This window comes from Aliidiomarina indica, assembly GCF_015354615.1.
In the GTDB taxonomy this organism is placed as follows: domain Bacteria; phylum Pseudomonadota; class Gammaproteobacteria; order Enterobacterales; family Alteromonadaceae; genus Aliidiomarina; species Aliidiomarina indica.
Genome location: NZ_JACAVQ010000002.1, coordinates 84,480 through 105,041, shown reverse-complemented (window position 1 = coordinate 105,041; position 20,562 = coordinate 84,480). Strand labels below are relative to the sequence as shown.

17 protein-coding genes are annotated in these 20,562 nt (G+C 48.5%); 13 read left to right on the top strand and 4 right to left on the bottom strand.

Going from position 1 to position 20,562, the window contains the following annotated elements; translation table 11 throughout:
• Complete coding sequence (gene fabR / locus HXZ99_RS04850; RefSeq protein WP_194756160.1) at positions 1-612, top strand: HTH-type transcriptional repressor FabR; 612 nt, start codon at positions 1-3, stop codon at positions 610-612.
• Positions 613-718: 106 nt separating this feature from the next.
• Positions 719-2,746: a S9 family peptidase gene (locus tag HXZ99_RS04845; protein ID WP_194756159.1), complete on the top strand. Its 2,028-nt coding sequence runs from the start codon at positions 719-721 to the stop codon at positions 2,744-2,746.
• A 60-nt stretch (positions 2,747-2,806) separates the two neighbouring features.
• On the opposite strand, the gene HXZ99_RS04840 is transcribed toward HXZ99_RS04845, so the two are convergent.
• The 3 genes from HXZ99_RS04840 to coaD form a co-directional block, all read right to left on the bottom strand.
• Positions 2,807-5,581 carry a putative bifunctional diguanylate cyclase/phosphodiesterase gene (locus HXZ99_RS04840; RefSeq protein WP_194756158.1) on the bottom strand — a complete coding sequence of 925 codons (2,775 nt, stop codon included), beginning with the start codon at positions 5,579-5,581 and terminating at the stop codon, positions 2,807-2,809.
• Between the two features lie 143 nt (positions 5,582-5,724).
• Positions 5,725-7,326 (bottom strand): phosphoenolpyruvate carboxykinase (ATP), encoded by a 1,602-nt coding sequence (gene pckA / locus HXZ99_RS04835; protein WP_194756157.1) that lies wholly within the window; start codon positions 7,324-7,326, stop codon positions 5,725-5,727.
• 134 nt (positions 7,327-7,460) lie between these two features.
• Positions 7,461-7,952 (bottom strand): pantetheine-phosphate adenylyltransferase, encoded by a 492-nt coding sequence (coaD, locus tag HXZ99_RS04830; RefSeq protein WP_194756156.1) that lies wholly within the window; start codon positions 7,950-7,952, stop codon positions 7,461-7,463.
• A gap of 215 nt (positions 7,953-8,167) precedes the next feature.
• Here coaD and HXZ99_RS04825 point away from each other — a divergent pair, with 215 nt between their 5' ends.
• The 6 genes from HXZ99_RS04825 to ubiA all read left to right on the top strand — a co-directional run bounded on the left by HXZ99_RS04825 (position 8,168) and on the right by ubiA (position 13,123).
• Positions 8,168-9,361 carry a glycine C-acetyltransferase gene (locus HXZ99_RS04825; protein WP_194756155.1) on the top strand — a complete coding sequence of 398 codons (1,194 nt, stop codon included), beginning with the start codon at positions 8,168-8,170 and terminating at the stop codon, positions 9,359-9,361.
• An 87-nt stretch (positions 9,362-9,448) separates the two neighbouring features.
• A complete protein-coding gene (gene tdh, locus HXZ99_RS04820; protein WP_194756154.1) occupies positions 9,449-10,474 on the top strand; it encodes an L-threonine 3-dehydrogenase in 1,026 nt (341 codons plus the stop codon).
• 15 nt (positions 10,475-10,489) lie between these two features.
• Positions 10,490-10,816, top strand: coding sequence for a thiosulfate sulfurtransferase GlpE (gene glpE / locus HXZ99_RS04815; protein WP_194756153.1), 327 nt, complete (start codon positions 10,490-10,492; stop codon positions 10,814-10,816).
• Positions 10,813-11,628, top strand: coding sequence for a rhomboid family intramembrane serine protease (locus HXZ99_RS04810; protein ID WP_194756152.1), 816 nt, complete (start codon positions 10,813-10,815; stop codon positions 11,626-11,628). The genes glpE and HXZ99_RS04810 overlap by 4 nt, the downstream gene beginning before the upstream one ends.
• Positions 11,629-11,671: 43 nt before the next feature.
• Positions 11,672-12,220 carry a chorismate--pyruvate lyase family protein gene (locus HXZ99_RS04805; protein ID WP_194756151.1) on the top strand — a complete coding sequence of 183 codons (549 nt, stop codon included), beginning with the start codon at positions 11,672-11,674 and terminating at the stop codon, positions 12,218-12,220.
• A gap of 24 nt (positions 12,221-12,244) precedes the next feature.
• Positions 12,245-13,123 (top strand): 4-hydroxybenzoate octaprenyltransferase, encoded by an 879-nt coding sequence (gene ubiA / locus HXZ99_RS04800; RefSeq protein ID WP_194756150.1) that lies wholly within the window; start codon positions 12,245-12,247, stop codon positions 13,121-13,123.
• Positions 13,124-13,184: 61 nt separating this feature from the next.
• Here ubiA and plsB read toward each other — a convergent pair whose 3' ends face one another.
• Entirely contained in the window at positions 13,185-15,635 is a 2,451-nt protein-coding gene (plsB, locus tag HXZ99_RS04795) for a glycerol-3-phosphate 1-O-acyltransferase PlsB (RefSeq protein ID WP_194756149.1), read from the bottom strand.
• 186 nt (positions 15,636-15,821) lie between these two features.
• On the opposite strand from plsB, the gene lexA reads away from it, so the two are divergent.
• From lexA to HXZ99_RS04770, 5 genes are all read left to right on the top strand, one after another.
• Entirely contained in the window at positions 15,822-16,445 is a 624-nt protein-coding gene (gene lexA / locus HXZ99_RS04790) for a transcriptional repressor LexA (RefSeq protein WP_194756148.1), read from the top strand.
• The gene (locus tag HXZ99_RS04785; protein WP_194756147.1) at positions 16,442-16,873 is read left to right on the top strand and encodes a hypothetical protein; all 432 of its coding nucleotides are present in this window, start codon (positions 16,442-16,444) and stop codon (positions 16,871-16,873) included. The genes lexA and HXZ99_RS04785 overlap by 4 nt, the downstream gene beginning before the upstream one ends.
• Before the next feature lie 398 nt (positions 16,874-17,271).
• Positions 17,272-18,357, top strand: a complete 1,086-nt coding sequence (coxB, locus tag HXZ99_RS04780) for a cytochrome c oxidase subunit II (protein WP_228517684.1) — start codon at positions 17,272-17,274, stop codon at positions 18,355-18,357.
• Positions 18,358-18,369: 12 nt separating this feature from the next.
• Complete coding sequence (gene ctaD / locus HXZ99_RS04775) at positions 18,370-19,971, top strand: cytochrome c oxidase subunit I (protein ID WP_194756146.1); 1,602 nt, start codon at positions 18,370-18,372, stop codon at positions 19,969-19,971.
• 2 nt (positions 19,972-19,973) lie between these two features.
• Entirely contained in the window at positions 19,974-20,552 is a 579-nt protein-coding gene (locus HXZ99_RS04770; protein ID WP_194756145.1) for a cytochrome c oxidase assembly protein, read from the top strand.
• The last annotated feature ends 10 nt before the right edge of the window (positions 20,553-20,562 follow it).

Sequence of the window (20,562 nt, the reverse complement as noted above, 5' to 3'; positions counted from 1 at the left end):
ATGGTTGGCATTCGGGCTAAACAAAAAGAAAAAACTAGACGCGCACTGATCAATGCCGCGTTAAATCAGCTGAGCCCGCAAACAACCTTTTCTAGTTTAAGCCTGCGCGAAGTTGCACGCGAAGCCAATATCGCACCAACCTCGTTTTATCGTCATTTTCAAAATATGGACGAATTAGGCTTAACCTTAGTAGATGAAGCAGGGCTAACATTACGGCAATTGTTACGCCAATCACGACAACGCCTTGCCGATGGTGGCTCGGTAATTCGTATTTCCGTTGAAATTTTCATGGATTTCATTAGCCAAAATAGCAGTGTATTCCGGCTTCTGTTACAGGAGCGGTCGGGTACATCGAAAGAGTTCCGAATGGCTATTGCCCGTGAAATTGAACACTTTAAATCGGAGCTTACCGATTATTTGCATGCGGAGCGCGATCTGCCTGAATGGCTCGCTGAAATTCAAGCAGACGCGATGGTTCGCATTGTCTTTAGTGCGGGTGCTGACGCACTCGACTTAACAGCAGCCGAACGGGCTGCCATTGCTGAGCAAACCATCATTCAATTGAGAATGATTGCACGTGGCTCAGATACCATGAAAAAAGAAGATAAATAGCACACTTCTGCCTCGAAATATCGTAAAGCCCTGCTCACACACAACACCGCTTGGCTTTACATCAGGCTCACAACACAGCAAGAAATAAAACCACAAGGAGAAACCGATGACCCGATGGTTACTGGTATTTATAAGCATCGCCTTGAGTATGCAAGCAGTGCATGCATCCTCACGGGATATTACGTTAGAAGAAATAATCACTGCACAACGTGTGACACAAGCGATAACCAATGACGACGGTACCGCAACCGCTTTTGTCCGTGTGCGTCCACGCACGCCTTATCAAGACGACGACGGCACATCCTATTCAGAACTATTTGTCGTTGATAACAGCGGAAAAACTACGCCTTACGTCACCGGTGACGTGCGTATTGGTCAGATTCAATTTGCCCCTGACAATAGCGCTATTTACTACTTATCAAAGCGCGGCGATGATCGACATACGAGTTTATACAAACTTCCCCTTACAGGCGGTGAATCGATTCGTTTGTATCAGCATAAAGTAGCCATTTCGAGCTTTAGCGTCAGTAGCGACGGTAACACCATTGCCTTTCTCGCCCGAGAGCCTCAGCCAGAAAAAACCGAAGAATTGGCTCGCAAAGGGTTTCGCGCGCAAGTGTATGAAGAACAAACGCGCAAAACTCAGTTATGGACGCTCGATCTGAATGAAGAGAAAAAGGAAGCAAAGCACGTCGACATTGATGAGCATATTCATTCTTTAGCGTTTCGTCCCCAGCATAACCAGGTATTACTGCGGGTTGCACCAACCACCTTAGTTGATGACGACCTCATGCTGAGCCAGTATGTTGTGTTTGATCTCAACGGCGAGGAAATCGTTCGCATTCAAAGTGAAGGAAAATTGGGTCGCGCCGCGTTCTCAACTGATGGCTCCCGTTTCGCATTTATCGGTGCTGAAGATAAGCATGATCCAAAAGAAGGTCGGCTCTATTTAGGCAATCTCAACGATGGTGCAATTCGTGACTTAGCGCCGGGATTTCCGGGACACGTGGTCGATCTGGCATGGCAAGACAATGAACACGTTGTCTGGCTTGCCGATGTAAACGTCGAAACTGATGTACGCAGAACCAATATCAACACAAATCAGAGCGATGTACTTCTTGAACAAGGTCAGGCCATTTTTACGCGCCTGAACCAAGTTCGGAGTAATGGCGATCTCACCTTAATCGGACATCATGTTGCGCATCCTACCGAAGTGTTCCATGTTCGTGGTGGCGAGCTAGAACGCATGACCGACTCCAACCCTTGGCTTGCGGAAATTCGTCAACCGCGTCAGGAAGTGATCGTTCACGAGGCTCGGGATGGCTTGCGCCTCGAAGGTATCTTGGTATATCCCCATAACTACGAGGCGGGTACCCAAGTTCCTGTCATTATGTCAATTCATGGTGGTCCAGAAGCGCACGTGCGCAACGGCTGGAACAACAGCTACTCCAATCCAACGTGGTACGCTGGACAACAAGGCTTTGCCACTTTCTTCCCTAATTACCGCGGCAGTACCGGTCGTGGCGTCAACTTCAGCAAGTTGGGTCAGAACGATTACGCCGGGAAGGAGTTTGACGACATCGTTGATGCCAAAGAGCATTTAGTCGATATCGGTCTTGCCGATCCAAAACGCGTAGGTATTACAGGTGGTTCTTATGGTGGCTATGCTTCTGCATGGGGCGCCACTAAGCAAACTGAACACTTTGCCGCCAGCGTTATGTTTGTAGGCATTAGTAATAATCTTTCCAAGTTTGGAACCACAGACATTCCAAATGAGATGCACCTCGTTCACGCTCGCAGCTACCCGTGGGACAAGTGGCAATGGTATCTAGAGCGCAGCCCGATTTATTGGGCCGAACAAGCGCGTACGCCAATTCTCATTATGCATGGCGCGGAAGATACACGGGTTCATCCTAGCCAATCAATGGAGCTTTATCGTTACCTGAAGGTTCATGGCAATGTCCCTGTGCGCCTCGTGTTATATCCTGGAGAAGGACATGGTAACCAACGAGTAGGATCCCAGCTCGACTACGCGCTGCGTCTGATGCGTTGGATGAACTTCTACTTGATTGAGCAAGGTGAGGGTATTCCATCGCATGAGTTACCTCACGCGGAACGTCTTCAAGACAAATAGGTGTTTTGTAGCGTGACATTTTTTTGTGGCATAGCAAAGGGAGGCTTAAGCCTCCCTTTTTTATGATTTACGCGGTTGGTAGTCCTGGATGAAACACACCAATTCGGAGAATGGCATCGGTTTTGCGAAATAGAAGCCTTGCATGAAATCGCAGCCAGATGCTTCCACAAACGCCACCTGTTCTGGTTCCTCCACTCCCTCAGCAACCACATTCAAATTCAATTGCATGGCCATGGCGATAATGCCACTTGCAATAGCAGCATCATGCTTTCCGCCCACCACATCTTGAATAAAGCTACGGTCAATTTTTAGGGTATCGATAGGCAAAGATTTCAGATACGACAAGCTCGAAAAGCCTGTACCAAAATCATCGATAGAAACACTAAACCCTTGCGCTCTTAGGGCCGTGAGGATGCGAATCGCTTGATGGGAATCTTCCATAAGAATACTTTCGGTCAGCTCTAAGTTGAGCTTGCTGGCATCAAAGCCGGTAATATTCAAGGTATGTTTTAACGATTCAATAAAGTTTGCACGATGCACCTGAATAGACGACAAGTTCACCGCGACATTAAAATCACCATACTCTTGCAGCTTGACACCATCACTGCACGCTTGCTGCAGAACCCAAGATCCGATGGGAATAATTTGTCCGGAATCTTCTGCAAGTGGAATAAACTCCGCCGGTGACACATAGGAACCATCCTCGCGCTGCCAGCGCAATAACGCTTCGACACCCACAATCGCATGATCGCTGGAACGTAAAATCGGTTGATAGAACAACTGTAAAGCATTTTGTTCGAGCACGTGCTGTAGCTCGTTCCGAATGGTCACGGACACATGGAAGCGTTCTGATATATCGGCGGTGTAAAACTGATAATGGTTGCGTCCTTGCCGCTTCGCTTGATACATCGCCATATCAGCATCTTGAATCAGTTGTTTTGGATCCAGAGCACTTTCAAGGGTGGTTGTGATGCCAATACTTGCCGTTATATACAGCCGATAAGAATCAATTAAATAAGGTTGTGCAATCGACGATAAAATATCATTCACTAAATCGGTAATCGGCGTGTCTTTTGATAGTCGCGGCACAATGACAACAAATTCATCGCCGCCAAAACGCGCGAGCCGAGCACCGTGTTTCATTAATTTTTGAATTCGATGAGAGGTTTCAATCAGGAGCTTGTCTCCCACGGCCAAACCCAAGCTATCATTGATGGGTTTAAAACCATCTAGATCAATAAAGATGACTGCCAACTCATCGTCTGTATCTGCAATACGGCTACAATGCATCCCTAACACTTCTTCTAAAACTGTCCGGTTGGCTAACCCGGTTAGCCGATCGTGAGATGCCTGAAATTGCAGCTGGGCGCGCTGACTTCGCAAAATCGCTGCGTTTTCTAAGCTAATCACCAGCAAGATACAAAGTATCCAACCTCCGCCCACCACTAACGTATATAAATTGGCGGCGCGCCGCAGTTCTGTGGTGTCCGTTAAAAAACCTCGAAGCGTTAGCTCTAGCCCGAGTGGTACGCGCATGGTCCGCTGGTAACTAAACAAGTAATTACCCGTAAACTCTTCTAACCGACGAATCTCCGTATAACCACCCGTGCTATGCAATAGATAATCATGCTGCACATGCGCATAAGTTTTAAACGGCGAATCAGACTCTTGCACCACCGGATTTACTAAGCGAGCAAAATCAAAGGCGGTTAATACATAACCATAGAGATTCCCCCCGCTTTCAGTTGCAGCGCCGTTATATCGAAATAGGGGTAATTTTAAAAAGATAACCGGGTCTTGCATGTCGGTAATGCTGGTGGTGGGAATATACACGGCACCGCGACGTTCTGTTGCTTCGAGCCAGTGTTGCACATCCTCGTCGTCAATGAGCATGGCACGTGTACCACTTTCTGGCTTAGTTTCCTCCCAAACAAGATCACCGTCTCGGTTGAGAAACATAATGCTCTCTATCTGCTCAATATCATTCAGGTAGGCAATAATATCCATTTCCATGAGTCGGCGCAGATCATTCTCAGAGATGTTCTGCCAGCGATTAACCAATCGCTGCATCAACCGATAGTTCTCGATAGATACCATTTCTCGAGACTTAGCCGATTCTGTAACCGCGCGCACCCCATCAGCTTCCAGCTTACTCACGGCTTCTAAACTCAGCAAAAACCATAAAATGGTAATCACAGACGCACTTAAACTAGCGGTAATTAGCGCCCTAATACTCGGTAAAGGTTGTGGCAGCTCTTGTTGATGAGAGCCTAACCATAACGCTACCCCATAGAAAGAAAGTAGCAGACTGGCCAAGCTTGCCAGCATCGGATGCGGTGCTATCAACTGATAACTCTCTCCGATATAGCAAAGAGTGGATAAAACCACACCGGATACGAAGATAATCGGACCTGAAATCCGCCATAAATACCGGCGCTTATCTTGAGAAATTCCAAATACAACGCAAACGCCCACTAAACCATATAACAATGCAACCTGAGCCTTAACACTGGGCTGGGCAAATTGAGTTAAGGTTTCTGGTACCCAAGCGGCAAGTGGGGAACCCATGATCGCTGAGTAGGCAGCAGAAATGACAATAACCACACCAAAAAATACGCGCCAAACAGGAGCGCCTCGAATAGCGGCCCATAATCCCATTGCGCTAAACAGGCTCGTTAACGCAGCGCGCGGGGAGATAATTTCTGCAAGTGGCTGGGTACTGGTTTGCGTATAGGCGGCTACAAATCCGATCAATCCCGTCACCATCCCAGCTATAACGATGGTGTAGTAAGCTGCTGTCATGGCAGTTGTGGGGGATGCAGAGAGCCGCTTCAAGGGATATGCCCTATTGTTATTATTTTGATCTGAGTGTACGAGAATTGACCGACGAGGTCAAAGATTCTGTACTTCGAGAACACAAAAAAGCCAGCATCTCTGCTGGCTTTTGCGTTTGTTTCTTTTCCAATTTGCTCAGGTGCTTACAGCTGAGGCCCTGCTTTCACCAGCGCTTTACCTTCCGCATTATCGGTAAACTTCGAGAAGTTGTCGATAAACAAGGTGGCAAGGTCTTTCGCCTTCGCGTCCCACTCAGCTGCATCTTGGTACGTATTGCGTGGATCAAGAATGCTACTGTCTTCTACTTCAGGCAAACTCGAAGGCACTGACAAATTAAAGTAAGGCAATGTCACAAACTCTGCATCTTCAATACTGCCATCTAAAATCGCATCGATAATAGCGCGAGTTGCTTTAATTGAAATACGCTTTCCAGTGCCGTTCCAACCTGTATTGACCAGATAGGCCTCCGCGCCCGAGTCTGCCATCCGCTTCGCCAATACTTCGGCATATTGCGTCGGATGCAAGCTCAAAAACGCAGCACCAAAGCATGCAGAGAATGTTGGCGTGGGTTCGGTAATTCCTCGTTCAGTACCCGCTAGCTTCGCCGTAAAACCCGACAGGAAATGATATTTCGCTTGTTCCGTGGTGAGTTTTGAAACCGGCGGAAGCACGCCAAATGCATCGGCAGTTAAGAAAATCACTTTCTTCGCATGACCTGCCTTTGACACAGGTTTGACAATATTATCGATATGATAAATTGGATAGGAAACCCGCGTATTCTCGGTTTTCGAGCCATCATCATAATCTACTTCACCATTATCACGAACGGTCACGTTTTCAAGCAACGCATCACGGCGAATCGCGCGATAGATATCAGGTTCAGCTTCTTCCGACAGATTAATGGTTTTCGCGTAACATCCACCTTCGAAGTTAAACACGCCATCGTCATCCCAACCGTGTTCGTCATCACCGATTAATTGGCGTTTAGGATCGGTCGATAAGGTGGTTTTACCCGTACCCGACAAACCAAAGAAAATGGCCACATCCCCTGCTTCACCAACGTTGGCCGAGCAGTGCATGGAGGCAATTCCTTGTAGCGGTAAAAAGTAGTTCATCATTGAGAACATGCCTTTTTTCATTTCGCCGCCGTACCAAGTACCTCCGATTAACTGCATCCGCTCACTTAAATTGAACGCTACAAAGTTCTCAGAGTTAAGGCCTTGCTCTTCCCAGTTCGGATTGGTGCACTTGGCACCATTCATCACAATAAAGTCGGGAGAGAATGATTTCAGTTCTTCGTCGCTAGGACGAATGAACATATTTTTTACGAAATGAGCTTGCCACGCTACTTCTGTAATAAAGCGCACAGCGAGACGCGTATCCGCATTGGCTCCACAGTATGTATCCACCACAAACAAACGCTTACCCGATAGTTGCTCGGTCACAAGCCCTTTGAGATCTGCCCATACATCGGCACTAATCGGTTTGTTGTCGTTCTTGCCTTGATCGGACCACCAAACGGTGTCGCGGGTGGTGTCATCACGAACGATATATTTATCTTTCGGTGAGCGGCCAGTGAAAATTCCAGTGTCTACAGCAACCGCACCTGATTTTGTTACCTGGCCTTTCTCATATCCAGTTAATTCAGGGCGTGTTTCTTCTTCGAAGAGTTGCTCATAAGAAGGGTTGTATACAATTTCGGTGACGTCTGTTATGCCATATTGGCCCAGATCCAGATCAGTCATGCGAAGAACTCCTGCGGGTACATGGTTTTGTGTTGATTACGACGGAAACATGTGAAAAAGCTGGTGATTTTTCGCACGAAATAATACCCCGAATCGGCCGTAAAAGATAGGCGAAAAAAGCCAGTTTTCCCAATTTAACTGTGCTTAGAACTGTACTTTTCTTGAAGTGCATGTGCCACCCTGGCATCGGTAAACTGCGCCACATCGCCTCCGTGCAATGCAACTTCTTTTACTAAGGTCGAGGAAATAAAGGAATTTTCCTCCGACGGTGTTAAAAATACGCTTTCCAAATCCGGATTAAGCCGGCGATTCATATTGGCCAACTGGAATTCAAACTCAAAGTCTGAAACTGCGCGCAACCCCCGAATCAATACATGGGCTTTTCGTTCACGCGCCAAATCAGCTAAAAGTCCGGTAAATCCTATTACCACAACATTGTCGAGACGGTCAGTGACCTGCTCCACTAGCGCAACCCGCTCCTCAAGAGAAAATAGCGGTTGCTTGCTCGTGTTGGCGGCCACAGCCACGACCACCTCAGAAAAAAGCTTTGAGGCGCGCTCAATCAGATCAAAGTGGCCATTTGTTATTGGATCAAATGTGCCCGGATAAATTGCTCGTCTATACATAGATGCTGTCGTTCACGCAAATTCGATGGGGGCAAGAATAGCCGATAAGCGGGCAAGCGTCCAACCGTGTTTTCTGCCGCACAAGGCCAGAAAACGATCCGGAACCCCTGATTTACGCTGGACACACCAATTTTCCTTTGTTTTCTACTGCAAACCAACGCAACTCCAAGTAAAATAGCGGCAAATACGCGCCCACAAACTCGATGGAGAACGTGATGAAAAAAGCATTTTACCAACAGCTACAAGATCAGATTGATGAAACGAAAGCTGATGGTTTGTACAAAAGCGAGCGAGTGATCTCGTCTTCTCAGTTTTCTGAGATTGAAGTCAATGGTCAAAAAGTGTTGAACTTCTGTGCCAATAATTATTTAGGCTTAGCGAATCACCCAGACTTAATTCAAGCGGCTCAGGAAGGTTTAGACAGTCACGGTTTTGGTGTGGCGTCTGTTCGCTTTATTTGTGGGACTCAAAATATTCACAAAACCCTTGAACGCAAACTTTCCGAGTTCTTAGGCACGGAAGATACAATCCTGTATTCTTCTTGCTTTGATGCCAACGCGGGCTTGTTTGAAACCTTGCTTGGCCCAGAAGATGCCATCGTGAGTGATGCCTTAAATCATGCCAGCATCATCGATGGCGTGCGTTTGTGTAAAGCTAAACGCTACCGTTATGCCAACAATGACATGACTGATCTCGAGGCGCAGTTAAAGCAAGCAAAAGCCGATGGCGCGCGTAACATTATGGTTGCCACCGATGGCGTGTTTTCGATGGACGGTATCATTGCCAACCTACCGGATCTGTGTGATTTAGCCGACGAGTACGGCGCACTCGTCATGGTCGATGATTCACACGCTGTTGGCTTTGTCGGGAAAGGCGGTCGCGGTACTCATGAGTTCCATCAGGTGATGGATCGCGTTGATATTATTACCGGCACCTTAGGTAAAGCACTAGGCGGCGCCAGTGGTGGTTTCACTGCGGCAAAGAAAGAAGTCGTTGAGTGGTTACGTCAACGCTCGCGCCCTTATTTGTTCTCCAACTCTTTAGCACCTTCTATTGTCACGGCATCGATTAAAGTGCTGGACATGTTAAGTCAAGGCGATGAGTTACGTCAGCGTTTGCTCGATAACAGTGCCTACTTCCGCGAGAAAATGACCGCTGCTGGCTTTACTTTGGCAGGCGCCGACCATGCCATTATTCCGGTAATGCTTGGTGATGCCAAGTTGGCCTCGCAAATGGCCGATCGGATGTTGCAAGAAGGCGTTTATGTGATCGGCTTCTCCTTCCCTGTCGTTCCAAAAGGGCAAGCGCGCATTCGCACACAGATGTCGGCGGCGCACAGTAAAGAACAACTAGATAGCGCGATTGCAGCATTTATCAAAGTAGGTAAAGAGCTCGGCGTGATCAAATAACCTCTGATCCGCTATGCTTATACACACAACACAATAGAAACAACGGCGCTAAGCCGTTGTTAATTCTTCAGGAGTGAGTTTCGATTTATGAAAGCACTGGCGAAGTTAAAAGCAGAACCCGGACTCTGGTTGACCGAAGCGGAAAAACCAGAATACGGCTATAACGACTTATTGATTAAAATTCGCAAAACAGCTATTTGCGGCACTGATGTCCATATCTACAAGTGGGATGAATGGTCGCAAAACACCATTCCCGTGGGTATGACGGTAGGCCATGAGTATGTGGGGGAAGTCGCCGCTATGGGCGATGGCGTGCGCGGATTTGCCGTTGGTGACCGTGTCTCCGGCGAAGGCCATATTACATGCGGGCATTGTCGTAACTGTCGCGCTGGCCGTCGTCACTTATGTCGCAACACGGTTGGCGTTGGTGTGAACCGGCCCGGTGCATTTGCAGAATACCTGGTTATTCCTGCGGATAATGCATTTAAGTTACCAGACTCCATTACCGATGAAATGGCTTCTATTTTTGACCCTTTCGGGAATGCCGTGCACACCGCATTATCTTTTGATTTGGTCGGTGAGGATGTCTTAATTACTGGTGCCGGCCCTATCGGGATTATGGCAGCCGCAGTGGCACGTCATGCCGGTGCACGCCATGTGGTGATTACTGATATTAACGAATATCGGTTATCCCTCGCTGAGAAAATGGGCGCAACACGTGCTGTAGATACCCGCAAAACCGATCTCGACACAGTGATGAAAGATCTTGGCATGACCGAAGGATTTGATGTCGGACTCGAAATGTCAGGGGTGCCGGTTGCCTTTAATCAACTGCTTAAAGCCATGAATCATGGCGGCAAAGTAGCCTTGTTGGGAATCCCGCCTGGCGATATGGCGATCGACTGGAATCAGGTTATATTTAAGGGTTTAGTGATCAAAGGTATTTATGGTCGCGAAATGTTTGAAACTTGGTACAAAATGGTCGCCTTGTTACAGTCTGGTTTGGATTTAAGCCCAATCATCACCCACACGATGTCGGTTGATGATTACCAGAAAGGCTTTGAGACCATGATTTCAGGCCAATCCGGTAAAATTATTTTAGATTGGACCTAATTAAACGAGGATACCATGGGACGTTTCAGTACCATCGCACTTGCGGAGGCCGCCAAATTGGTCGCCTCCGGAGAGGCCCAAATCGCCGATATTCGCGATCCGAACGCATTTGCGACGGGTCATATCTCCGGAGCATTCCGACTCAGTAATGACAATCTGGGGGACTTTATCGCGCAAGCCGATGCGAATCAGCCCGTTCTGGTATTTTGCTATCATGGGATAAGTAGCCAAAATGCTGGGCAATACTTAGCCCAACAAGGATTTGCCGAAGTCTACAGTGTCGACGGTGGGATGGTGGCATGGGCCGATACCTATCCCGATCAACTTGAGCAGGACGCGTGAAAAAACTGTACGCCACCAAGAACAGTGAAGAGATGAACACGCTGCAGATTGTCATGCAGCGCCATGGTATTCCCGTTACTGTTACTGAGCGTGGCGGTACTTTAGAGCTTTGGCTAATTCAACACGGGTACGACGCACTCGCCCAAGATGTATTGCAAAACTTTAAAGACAATCCACCATCACCCGAATCCTTACCCACACGCCGGGGTGCCTCAGCGACTCGCTCCCTGTGGCAAACGCTGGCGAGCCAAGCTGGAATCGTCACTTTTATCGTATTTGTGCTGGTTTTGCTGGTTTATTTTATGCAATGGTTCATCGCCCCCGAAGCAACCTTGCATGCACTGCTAATCACACCAGGGGGCGTACCTGAGTTACACCCGTCTCAACCTTGGCGTTTTGTCACCCCCATGCTTCTGCATTTTTCCGCCATGCATTTAGTATTCAATCTGTTTTGGTGGTGGTATTTAGGTGGCCGACTTGAACTTACCTTCGGCTCCGGCATGTTGCTGACGGTGACACTGGTAACAGCGATTGTCTCCAACTATGCCCAGTGGGCTTATAGTGGTCCTCTTTTCGGTGGGTTAAGTGGCGTGGTCTATGGATTGTTTGGCTTTGCCATCGTCAATGCTTGGGGACGTCGATACAGTGCCCTAGCGCTACCGCCGGCATTATTGGTCTTTATGTTAGGCTGGTTGGCGCTTGGTTTTACCGATTTACTCATGGTCAACATGGCGAACGAGGCCCACCTTGCTGGTCTCTTAAGCGGCGCGCTCATCGGTGGTGCCGTGCGTGTCCTTAAACCCAATAATTAACATGGTAAAACCTGGGCCCACCGCTAAATCAGGGAGTGAATGCGTGTTTCCAATTGGAACGGTTGCCCGCTGGCAATCACCTGAATCCACTCGTTTACCCACTCGTCTAGCAGGTTGGCTGCTGGATAGCGGCTCGCTTACTGCCAAAATAAAGGCGCTTAATCCTGAGTTTGCCGTGCGGGTTTTAGGGCAAACCGAAGGCATCGCTGAGCCGTGCGAGTACGCGGCATTACAAATCCCTGAAGAACCTGTCACGATTCGCGAGGTGTTACTCTACTCCGCAGGGTCAGCCCTTGTATTTGCTCGCAGTATTCTTCCTCACCAGCGGTTGGCAGCGAATCCAGAGTTAACCTCCTTGGGAAATCAGCCACTGGGCGAGCATTTATTTACCCGTACCGATACCATTCCTGGCCCCATTGAGATTGCACCTTTTGCGCCGGACTCAGGCGCGGGCCGGTTGAATACAGCGCTACATGCAAACACCCAATCGTTGTGGGGCCGCCGGCGAGTATTCGATATCGCAGGAACTCGAATTCTCGTAAGCGAAGTGTTTCTTTCCGCAACAGACTGCTATGCTGATAGTTCTAAATAAAACCAAGCCGTTACGGAGTTCATCATGACTCGTTTTGATCATTATCGAGCGCTCATGCGCATGGACAAGCCCATCGGTACCTGGTTGCTTGCTTGGCCAACTTTTTGGGCACTATTAATCGCAGGAAATGGCGACCCATCGATTCGTTTGGTTGCCATTTTCGCTGCCGGCGTATTTCTGATGCGCTCCGCAGGATGTGTTATCAATGACTTCGCCGATCGGCACATTGATGGACACGTGGAACGCACTCGAAACCGACCATTGGCCACCGGCGCAGTAACTTCCTCGGAAGCCCTGATCCTCTTCGCTGTGCTCGTCATTCTTGCCTTTATGCTGGTGCTCACACTCAATACACTCACCATCTTATTGTCATTTGTTGCCGCAGCACTGGCCATTGCCTATCCGTTTGCCAAACGTGTCACCCATTTACCACAATTTGTTCTAGGCGCTGCGTTTAGTATGGCGATTCCGATGGCTTTCGCCGCTGAAAGTAATAGTCTCCCGCTTGTGTGCTGGATACTTTTCATCGCAAACGTACTTTGGACGGTGGCGTATGACACCGAATATGCCATGGTCGACCGTGCAGATGACTTAAAGGTAGGTGTTAAATCCACTGCGATTTTGTTCGGACAGTACGACATTCTGGTGATTGGCGCACTGCAATCCGCAACGATTTTCTTACTCGGTATTGTCGGCTGGATGATTGATGCCACCTGGGTATTTTGGTTAGCTTTACTTGTTATGGCACTCTTTTTCATCTGGCAACTATGGCTTATTCGCGATCGCTCACCGCAAGAATGTTTCTTGGCGTTCCGCCAAAATCACTATGCCGGGATGCTAATTACTATTGGTTTAGCCCTGCACTATTGGTTGCCCATTCCTTTTGGTTCTGCACCCATCTAACAAAAAACCCGCAGCGAATAAAACTTAGCTGCGGGTTCTATCTTAAAGGTTCGGTACAACTTTACTGTTCGGCCAACAAACGTTTCACCGATTCTCGAATGGTTCGTTGTACTTGGCTTCCGAGTAACACGTCCACTTCATCGCTTAACACACCGGTGCGTTCATCTGACGTATAACCACCATCATCAGCAACACGAATATAACCCTCAGATTTCAACACCGATACCAGGGTACTGAAGATACGCTTATCATAGAACTCAGGGGCATCAATTCCATGGCGGGCACCCAAGCGCGCTGCGATCCGCTCACTGGACTGCTCAAGCACTGACCGCGATAAACTTCCTGATTGTTGCAACAGCTCTAACACGATGGCATATCGGGTAAGGGTTTCTTCGCTTGCATTGGCTAACAGTGTCAGTTGCACGTACCCAGCCTGCTCACGCTCGACGATACGATAGCCATCGGCAAACTCGCTGCTGTCTGGTTGCAACCACCCTTGGCGGACAAACTCCTCACACAGCGCTTCAACCCATAAGGGTATGGATTCCATATCGCGATTAAGAAACAGCTCTGCCTGCAGCATGGGATATAATTTTTGAATAAAAACGGCTGCGTCAGACGCTCGGAAGTTTCGTCCTCGACGCGCAAAGCGCGCTAACAACGCCGGAACAATAAACATGTGCAATACGTTGTTCCGATAGTAAGTTAAGGTAATCGCTTGGGTTTGCGTTAAACTCACCACTTCCCCAGCGCTATTCTCATTTACTTCAAACTTCTTCATCGCCATCAAATGATCCCACATTTCATCGCCAGACCATGAGGGAACTTGCACATCCTTGCTGTAAGGCACTTCCCTATGCAGTGCTTTATACGCTAAGACTTGATCGACTAACTCTTCCCGGGTAAGGCTATGGCGCTCCGCACTCAATAGACTAATAGCGGTAAGGTTAATGGGGTTAAGGGCCGCCCCATCGTTTACTCGCCGCATCATTACTTCCGCCAAATGATTCACAATAGGCGTCATCCAGCGGGGCTTTGCCGGCTCTTCCGCACCATGAGTTACCGAGTCCCGCCAATCCGGCTGTGACCGGTCAAGATAATCAGACAGTCGTAGCGGCTCGCCAAAGGTGACATAGCCATGACCAAAATTTTTCAACTTGCGTAATATTCCAAAAATTTGGAACACCGATTCCTTCTTCTTCGCCTGCCCTTTTAACTCGCCATGGTAAGTACTCACTTCCATCACGTGCTCATAGCCTAAATAAACAGGCACAAAGGTAACGGGACGGGTAACGCCGCGTAATTGACTTTGCAAGGTCATGGCCAGCATGCCTGTTTTCGGTGGGAGCAAACGGCCTGTTCGACTGCGTCCACCCTCCATGAAGTATTCGACAGCATAGCCTTTCTGGAAAAGACGGGTGAGGTACTCGCGGAACACGGTAGAATAAAGCTTGTTGCCTCGGAAACTACGGCGAAGGAAGAACGCGCCCCCCCGGCGAAATAATGTACCCACCGGAAAGAAATTCAAATTCACGCCAGCCGCAATATGCGGTGGCACCAAGCCTTCTTTGTAAATCACGAAGCTCAGCAATAAGTAATCCATGTGACTGCGATGGCACGGCATATACACAATCTCATGACCATCTTGGGCCAGTTTACGAATGGTGTCGCCGTTTTTTACAGAAATGCCGCTATAGATCTTAGTCCACAACCAAGTAAACAAATGATCACCGAACCGAACGAGGCTATCGCGGTAATCTGCAGCGATCTCGTGCAGGTATTTGCGGGCCCGATTCTCCGCCGCAGTCATGGAGATTCGCTTATTGCGTGATTCCTCGGCAATTCCGGCTTTAATCGCCGGGCTCTGCAACAAATCCCGAATCATCTCTTCTCGGCCAAGCAATTTCGGCCCTGCCACCGCATAACGAAGACGGGCAAAATGCGTACGAGCAACCCGTGTAAGCTTCTGCGCAAGCGCCTTATCGCTGGCGTGACTATCGGCCATGGTTCGTAGGCTAACCGGTTGTGATACCCGCGCCAAAATATTGCGGCCGGAAAACATCACTAACCAAAATCGTTTCCATTTGCCGGGCACTTCGATGTCCGCAGTCATCGCGTTTGCTTCATTACGCTCGCGCCCGGGCTCACGCCCCCAAAACAACGCAATAGGATGCATGTGCACATTATAATTGTGCTGCTGATGGAGCTTCAGTAGCGCTTGAAATGCTTGCTGCGGATCCTGACCCAAGCGCGCTTTCGGATCCTCAAGATAGAGTACGCGGTCAAATGCTTTACCATTGATGACCAAAGGCTCTGTGGGATCAGGCAAGTTAAGTTCTCGACAGGTATTTCGAGCCACAATTAAATCAGTGGTCGATGGGGCCCGCATCACGTACACCACGTGATCGGGTGACGATGGGCTACCATCAAAACTATCCGCAATGGCCTTTACTTTCGTAAGCCAGGTAACGGGCAGACGTAATAACTTGAAGAGCAAAGACGTTCGTTTCATCGGTACTCCGAGCTCGAACCGCTGACCTCTTGTCGAAATAGTCGCGGATTAAAACTGAGTTGAATAGTTAAGAATATCATTTTTATCGAAAACTTGCCCTATCAGAAACTTTTTGTTCAAAAAAGTTGCAAAGGTTAAAACACTGTATATACTGACAGCATACTGTACGAATAAACAGGTGTTGATATGCGACCACTTACGCCACGACAGCAAGAGATTCTCGAACTCATTCGCACGAATATTGAAGCGACTGGCATGCCACCGACACGGGCAGAAATTGCACAGCGGTTAGGGTTCCGATCCGCCAATGCCGCGGAAGAGCATTTAAAGGCATTGGCCAAAAAAGGCGTCATTGAAATGATGCCAGGCATGTCGCGTGGAATCCGCTTATTGATTGAAGAGGAAGAAGCTCCAGAACAACTAGGACTCCCCCTCATTGGTCGTGTCGCTGCGGGTGAGCCTATTCTCGCTCAACAACATGTTGAATCGCACTATCAAGTTGATCAAAGCATGTTTCATCCAAGTGCCGATTATCTCTTACGTGTGCATGGCATGAGCATGAAAGATATAGGTATTTTAGATGGGGATATGCTCGCCGTTCACCGTACGAATGAAGCCCGCAACGGACAGATTGTTGTTGCCCGTGTGGAAGATGATGTCACAGTGAAACGTTTTGAGCGCCGCGGCAATATGGTGTTACTCCACCCAGAAAATGAAGAGTTTTCAATTATCCAAGTGGATTTAACCCAGCAATTTATGACGATTGAAGGCCTTGCCGTAGGTGTCATTCGAAATGGAGGTTGGATATGAACTACTCTGCATTAACTCGTCGTTTTTCTCATCCTGGCATTTGGGGACACGAAACAGCGCCTGCGGAATTAAGAACAGGCGCAGAGCAACCCAGCATGCAGCAACAATTATGGGTTACGTTAAGTACCATGCGTAAGCGTGACGACCAGTGGGTAACACTCATTGGCAAGCCCGCAAAAGAGTTCATTGAACAGCTTGTAGCTGCAGGTATTAACCCTGATCGCATTCGTCGGGTTTCGGTATCCGATCAAGACACTGCGCTCTGGGCCACAGAACAGGCACTGTTGATTAACAATAGTCAGTTAGTGATTGCTTGGGTAGGCGACTGCCAAGGTCGCGACAAGAAACGTCTCGAACTTGCAGCACGTGCCAGCCAAGCGCAAAGTTTTTTCATTTCCTCAGCGTCTAGCGAAGACCCTCTGCATTAAATTTGTCTCCACTTCTCCCTATTTTGGGAGATCCCCAGGGGTTGTTAACAACAACCCCTTTTTTATTAACATCTTTGATGGTATTTTGATCGTCATCAAAGTACTAGCTGTCAATTCGATGTTGTACGTCTAAGTTCATGCTTCGACGATTCGTTTCAGCGCCTTGATATACCTTAAATAATAAATGGCCACCTCGGTGGCGATAATAAATGACAAAGGGTTAGGCAAGAACTGAGATTTTTGGGGAAAAGCAGTTCCTTTCTTGCTGACCTCTTTGTGCTTTCAATCAGATGTTCACTCCCCGGTGTACTCATGTGCGAAAGACTAAGAGGAGAAGTCAAGTGAATGTGAGACTAACGAGCCTGCTGCTCGGCCTGCCAGCGTTGTTTTTAGCGCCCATGGCACACGCCGATAGTATGCAGTTAAATCTTACCCGCGGTGTCACAGATATCAGTGAAAAAGTGTATAACTTACACATGCTGGTGTTCTGGATCTGTGTGGTCATTGGTGTCATCGTTTTTGCCGCCATGTTCTGGTCCATTTTGCGTCATCGGAAAAGCCGTGGCGTTACCCCAGCGAAATTTCACGATAACGTAAAAGTGGAAATCGCTTGGACAGTTATTCCTTTCCTGATTTTGGTGGCTATGGCAGTACCTGCCACAATCACCCTGATCGAAATGGATGACACATCAGATTCCGATATGAGTGTATTAGTCACCGGGTCTCAATGGCGGTGGCACTACAGCTATTTGGACTACGATATTGAGTTCATGAGCAATATGGCCACCCCTCGGGAACAGATCTACGGCCGCTTACCTCGCACCGAAAACTACCTGCTTGAAGTTGACCGCCCGATGGTGGTTCCAACCGGCAAGAAGATTCGCTTATTGATTACCTCTGATGACGTCATTCATTCTTGGTGGGTCCCTGAATTCGCAGTGAAGAAAGATGCCAACCCTGGATATATCAACGAAGCTTGGTTCCGTGTTGATGAGCCGGGCATCTTCCGTGGTCAGTGTGCGGAATTGTGTGGACGCGATCATGCATTTATGCCGGTTGTTGTTATTGCCAAAGATCCAGCAGATTTTGAAGCTTGGGCACAAGGTGAAGAGCAGCGTTTAGCTGATCGCCGCGCCGAGGAAGAGCGTCTTCTGGGCATGGAAATGTCAAAAGATGAGCTGATGCAATTAGGTCAGCAAATTCACATGTCGCAATGCGCAGCCTGTCATCAGCCCAATGGTCAAGGTGTTCCCGGGGTATTCCCAGGCCTTGTTGGTCAGGGCATCGCGGTAAACGACCAAACAGCGCACATCGACGTCGTCTGGAACGGTGTTTCAGGCTCAGCGATGCAGTCGTTCCGTAATACCCTCACTATGAGTGAAATTGCTGCGGTTATTACTTACCAACGCAACGCTTGGGGCAATAATACCGGGGATGTGGTGCAAGCCGCCGACGTCCATCACTTCTCACAGGGTAACCAATAGGGGGCTATGGCGATGAGCACTGTTGTTACAGATACCCACAGCGCCCACGACGCGCACGATCATCATGATCACAAGCCAACGGGCATTAAGCGTTGGCTATTTACCACGAACCACAAAGACATCGGAACGATGTATTTATGGTTTAGTTTTATTATGTTCTTGGTCGGTGGCTCGATGGCCCTGATGATTCGGGCTGAGTTATTCCAACCGGGCATGCAAATCGTTGATCCGCACTTCTTTAACCAAATGACCACCATGCATGGTGTCATCATGGTATTTGGTGCGGTAATGCCAGCCTTCGTTGGCCTTGCCAACTGGATGATTCCACTCATGATTGGTGCGCCAGATATGGCGTTACCGCGAATGAATAACTGGTCTTTCTGGATCTTACCATTCGCATTCATGATCATGCTGTCTTCGTTCTTTATGCCTGGCGGTGCTCCAGCGTTCGGCTGGACATTCTATGCTCCCCTATCCACAACCTACAGTACCGATTCCACGGCCCTGTTTGTGTTTAGTATGCATATTATGGGGATGTCATCGATCATGGGTGCAATTAACGTGATCGTGACCATCATGAACATGCGCGCTCCTGGCATGACCTACATGAAGATGCCACTGTTCGTTTGGACTTGGTTTATTACTGCTTTCTTATTAATCGCAGTAATGCCGGTACTGGCGGGCGTCGTGACCATGGTACTCACCGACAAATACTTCGGCACCCATTTCTTTGATGCTGCAGGTGGTGGTGATCCAGTATTGTTCCAGCACTTATTCTGGTTCTTCGGTCACCCAGAAGTGTACATCATGATCTTACCGAGTTTTGGTATTGTGTCGGCGATTATTCCAGCGTTCGCACGCAAACCACTCTTCGGCTATGCCTCCATGGTATACGCAACAGCATCGATTGCCGGTTTGTCCTTCTTGGTATGGGCGCATCACATGTTCACCACCGGCATGCCGACATTCGCATCGTTGTTCTTCATGTATATGACGATGTTGATCGCCGTTCCGACGGGGGTGAAGGTATTTAACTGGGTTACCACCATGTGGCGCGGCGCCATGAGTTTCGAAACGCCGATGTTGTTCGCAATCGCCTTTGTGGTTCTGTTCACCATAGGTGGCCTCTCAGGCATTATGCTGGCAATCACACCAGTCGATTACCAATACCATGATACCTATTTCGTGGTGGCTCACTTCCACTACGTTCTCGTAACTGGCGCTGTGTTCTCGATTATGGCAGCGGCATATTACTGGTTGCCGAAATGGTCTGGCGTGATGTACGACGACTTCCTCAGTAAATTGCATTTCTGGAGTTCACTGATTTCTGTGAACATCCTGTTCTTCCCAATGCACTTTGTAGGACTCGCCGGAATGCCACGCCGTATTCCAGACTACGCACTGCAATTTGCCGACATCAATGCCATTGTCAGTATCGGTGGTTTCTTGTTCGGGTTCTCACAGTTAATCTTCCTTGCAGTTGTTGTGAAAGCGGCAATGAAGAAAGGTGAGCCAGCCCCAGCAAAACCATGGGAAGGCGCTGAAGGATTGGAATGGACAGTTCCATCACCGGCTCCGTATCACACCTTTGATGTTCCACCGCAGGTGAAGTAGCCATGAGTGAGCAGCAACCGAAACGCCAAGACAACAGTCGGGTCATTACCCGGCTGTTAGGCTCCGTGATGATTATGTTTGCGTTTGGCTTTGCACTCGTACCCTTGTACGAAAAGTTTTGCGAAGTGACCGGTTTTAATGGCCGCACTAGCAATACCGCTGCAACTGCCGACGCAAGTATGCAGGTCGATCAATCACGGGTGATTACCGTGGAATTCCATACGCGGGTCAGCCGTGGCGTATCCTGGGATTTTACCTCGGAGGTCCGTTCGGTGCGTTTGCATCCTGGCGAAGTGAAAATCGTCAATTTCTATGTCGAAAACAAAACAAATCGTGATGTGGTTGCACAAGCATTACCTTCGGTAGCACCCGGTGAAGCGTCTCTGTACCTAAACAAAACAGAATGTTTCTGTTTTGAAAACCAGCCGTTGGCGGCTGGTGAACGTGCGGTGATGCCAATGCAGTTTTATTTAGATCCGGATTTACCTGACCACGTTCACCGATTAACGCTTTCGTACATGATGTATGACCTGACTGATCAAGTTCGGCCGCGCACAGCGAGCACGAATCGTTCAGAATGAGGGAATTTAA

Bases quoted from the DNA above. Each gene is read 5' to 3' on its own strand.
- HXZ99_RS04785 (WP_194756147.1), top strand. From the start codon at position 16,442: ATGAACTACTCTGCATTAACTCGTCGTTTTTCTCATCCTGGCATTTGG.
- HXZ99_RS04770 (WP_194756145.1), top strand. From the start codon at position 19,974: ATGAGTGAGCAGCAACCGAAACGCCAAGACAACAGTCGGGTCATTACC.
- glpE (WP_194756153.1), top strand. From the start codon at position 10,490: ATGGGACGTTTCAGTACCATCGCACTTGCGGAGGCCGCCAAATTGGTC.
- fabR (WP_194756160.1), top strand. From the start codon at position 1: ATGGTTGGCATTCGGGCTAAACAAAAAGAAAAAACTAGACGCGCACTG.
- pckA (WP_194756157.1), bottom strand. From the start codon at position 7,326: ATGACTGATCTGGATCTGGGCCAATATGGCATAACAGACGTCACCGAA.
- HXZ99_RS04845 (WP_194756159.1), top strand. From the start codon at position 719: ATGACCCGATGGTTACTGGTATTTATAAGCATCGCCTTGAGTATGCAA.
- plsB (WP_194756149.1), bottom strand. From the start codon at position 15,635: ATGAAACGAACGTCTTTGCTCTTCAAGTTATTACGTCTGCCCGTTACC.
- coxB (WP_228517684.1), top strand. From the start codon at position 17,272: ATGGCACACGCCGATAGTATGCAGTTAAATCTTACCCGCGGTGTCACA.
- tdh (WP_194756154.1), top strand. From the start codon at position 9,449: ATGAAAGCACTGGCGAAGTTAAAAGCAGAACCCGGACTCTGGTTGACC.
- lexA (WP_194756148.1), top strand. From the start codon at position 15,822: ATGCGACCACTTACGCCACGACAGCAAGAGATTCTCGAACTCATTCGC.
- ctaD (WP_194756146.1), top strand. From the start codon at position 18,370: ATGAGCACTGTTGTTACAGATACCCACAGCGCCCACGACGCGCACGAT.
- ubiA (WP_194756150.1), top strand. From the start codon at position 12,245: ATGACTCGTTTTGATCATTATCGAGCGCTCATGCGCATGGACAAGCCC.
- HXZ99_RS04825 (WP_194756155.1), top strand. From the start codon at position 8,168: ATGAAAAAAGCATTTTACCAACAGCTACAAGATCAGATTGATGAAACG.
- coaD (WP_194756156.1), bottom strand. From the start codon at position 7,952: ATGTATAGACGAGCAATTTATCCGGGCACATTTGATCCAATAACAAAT.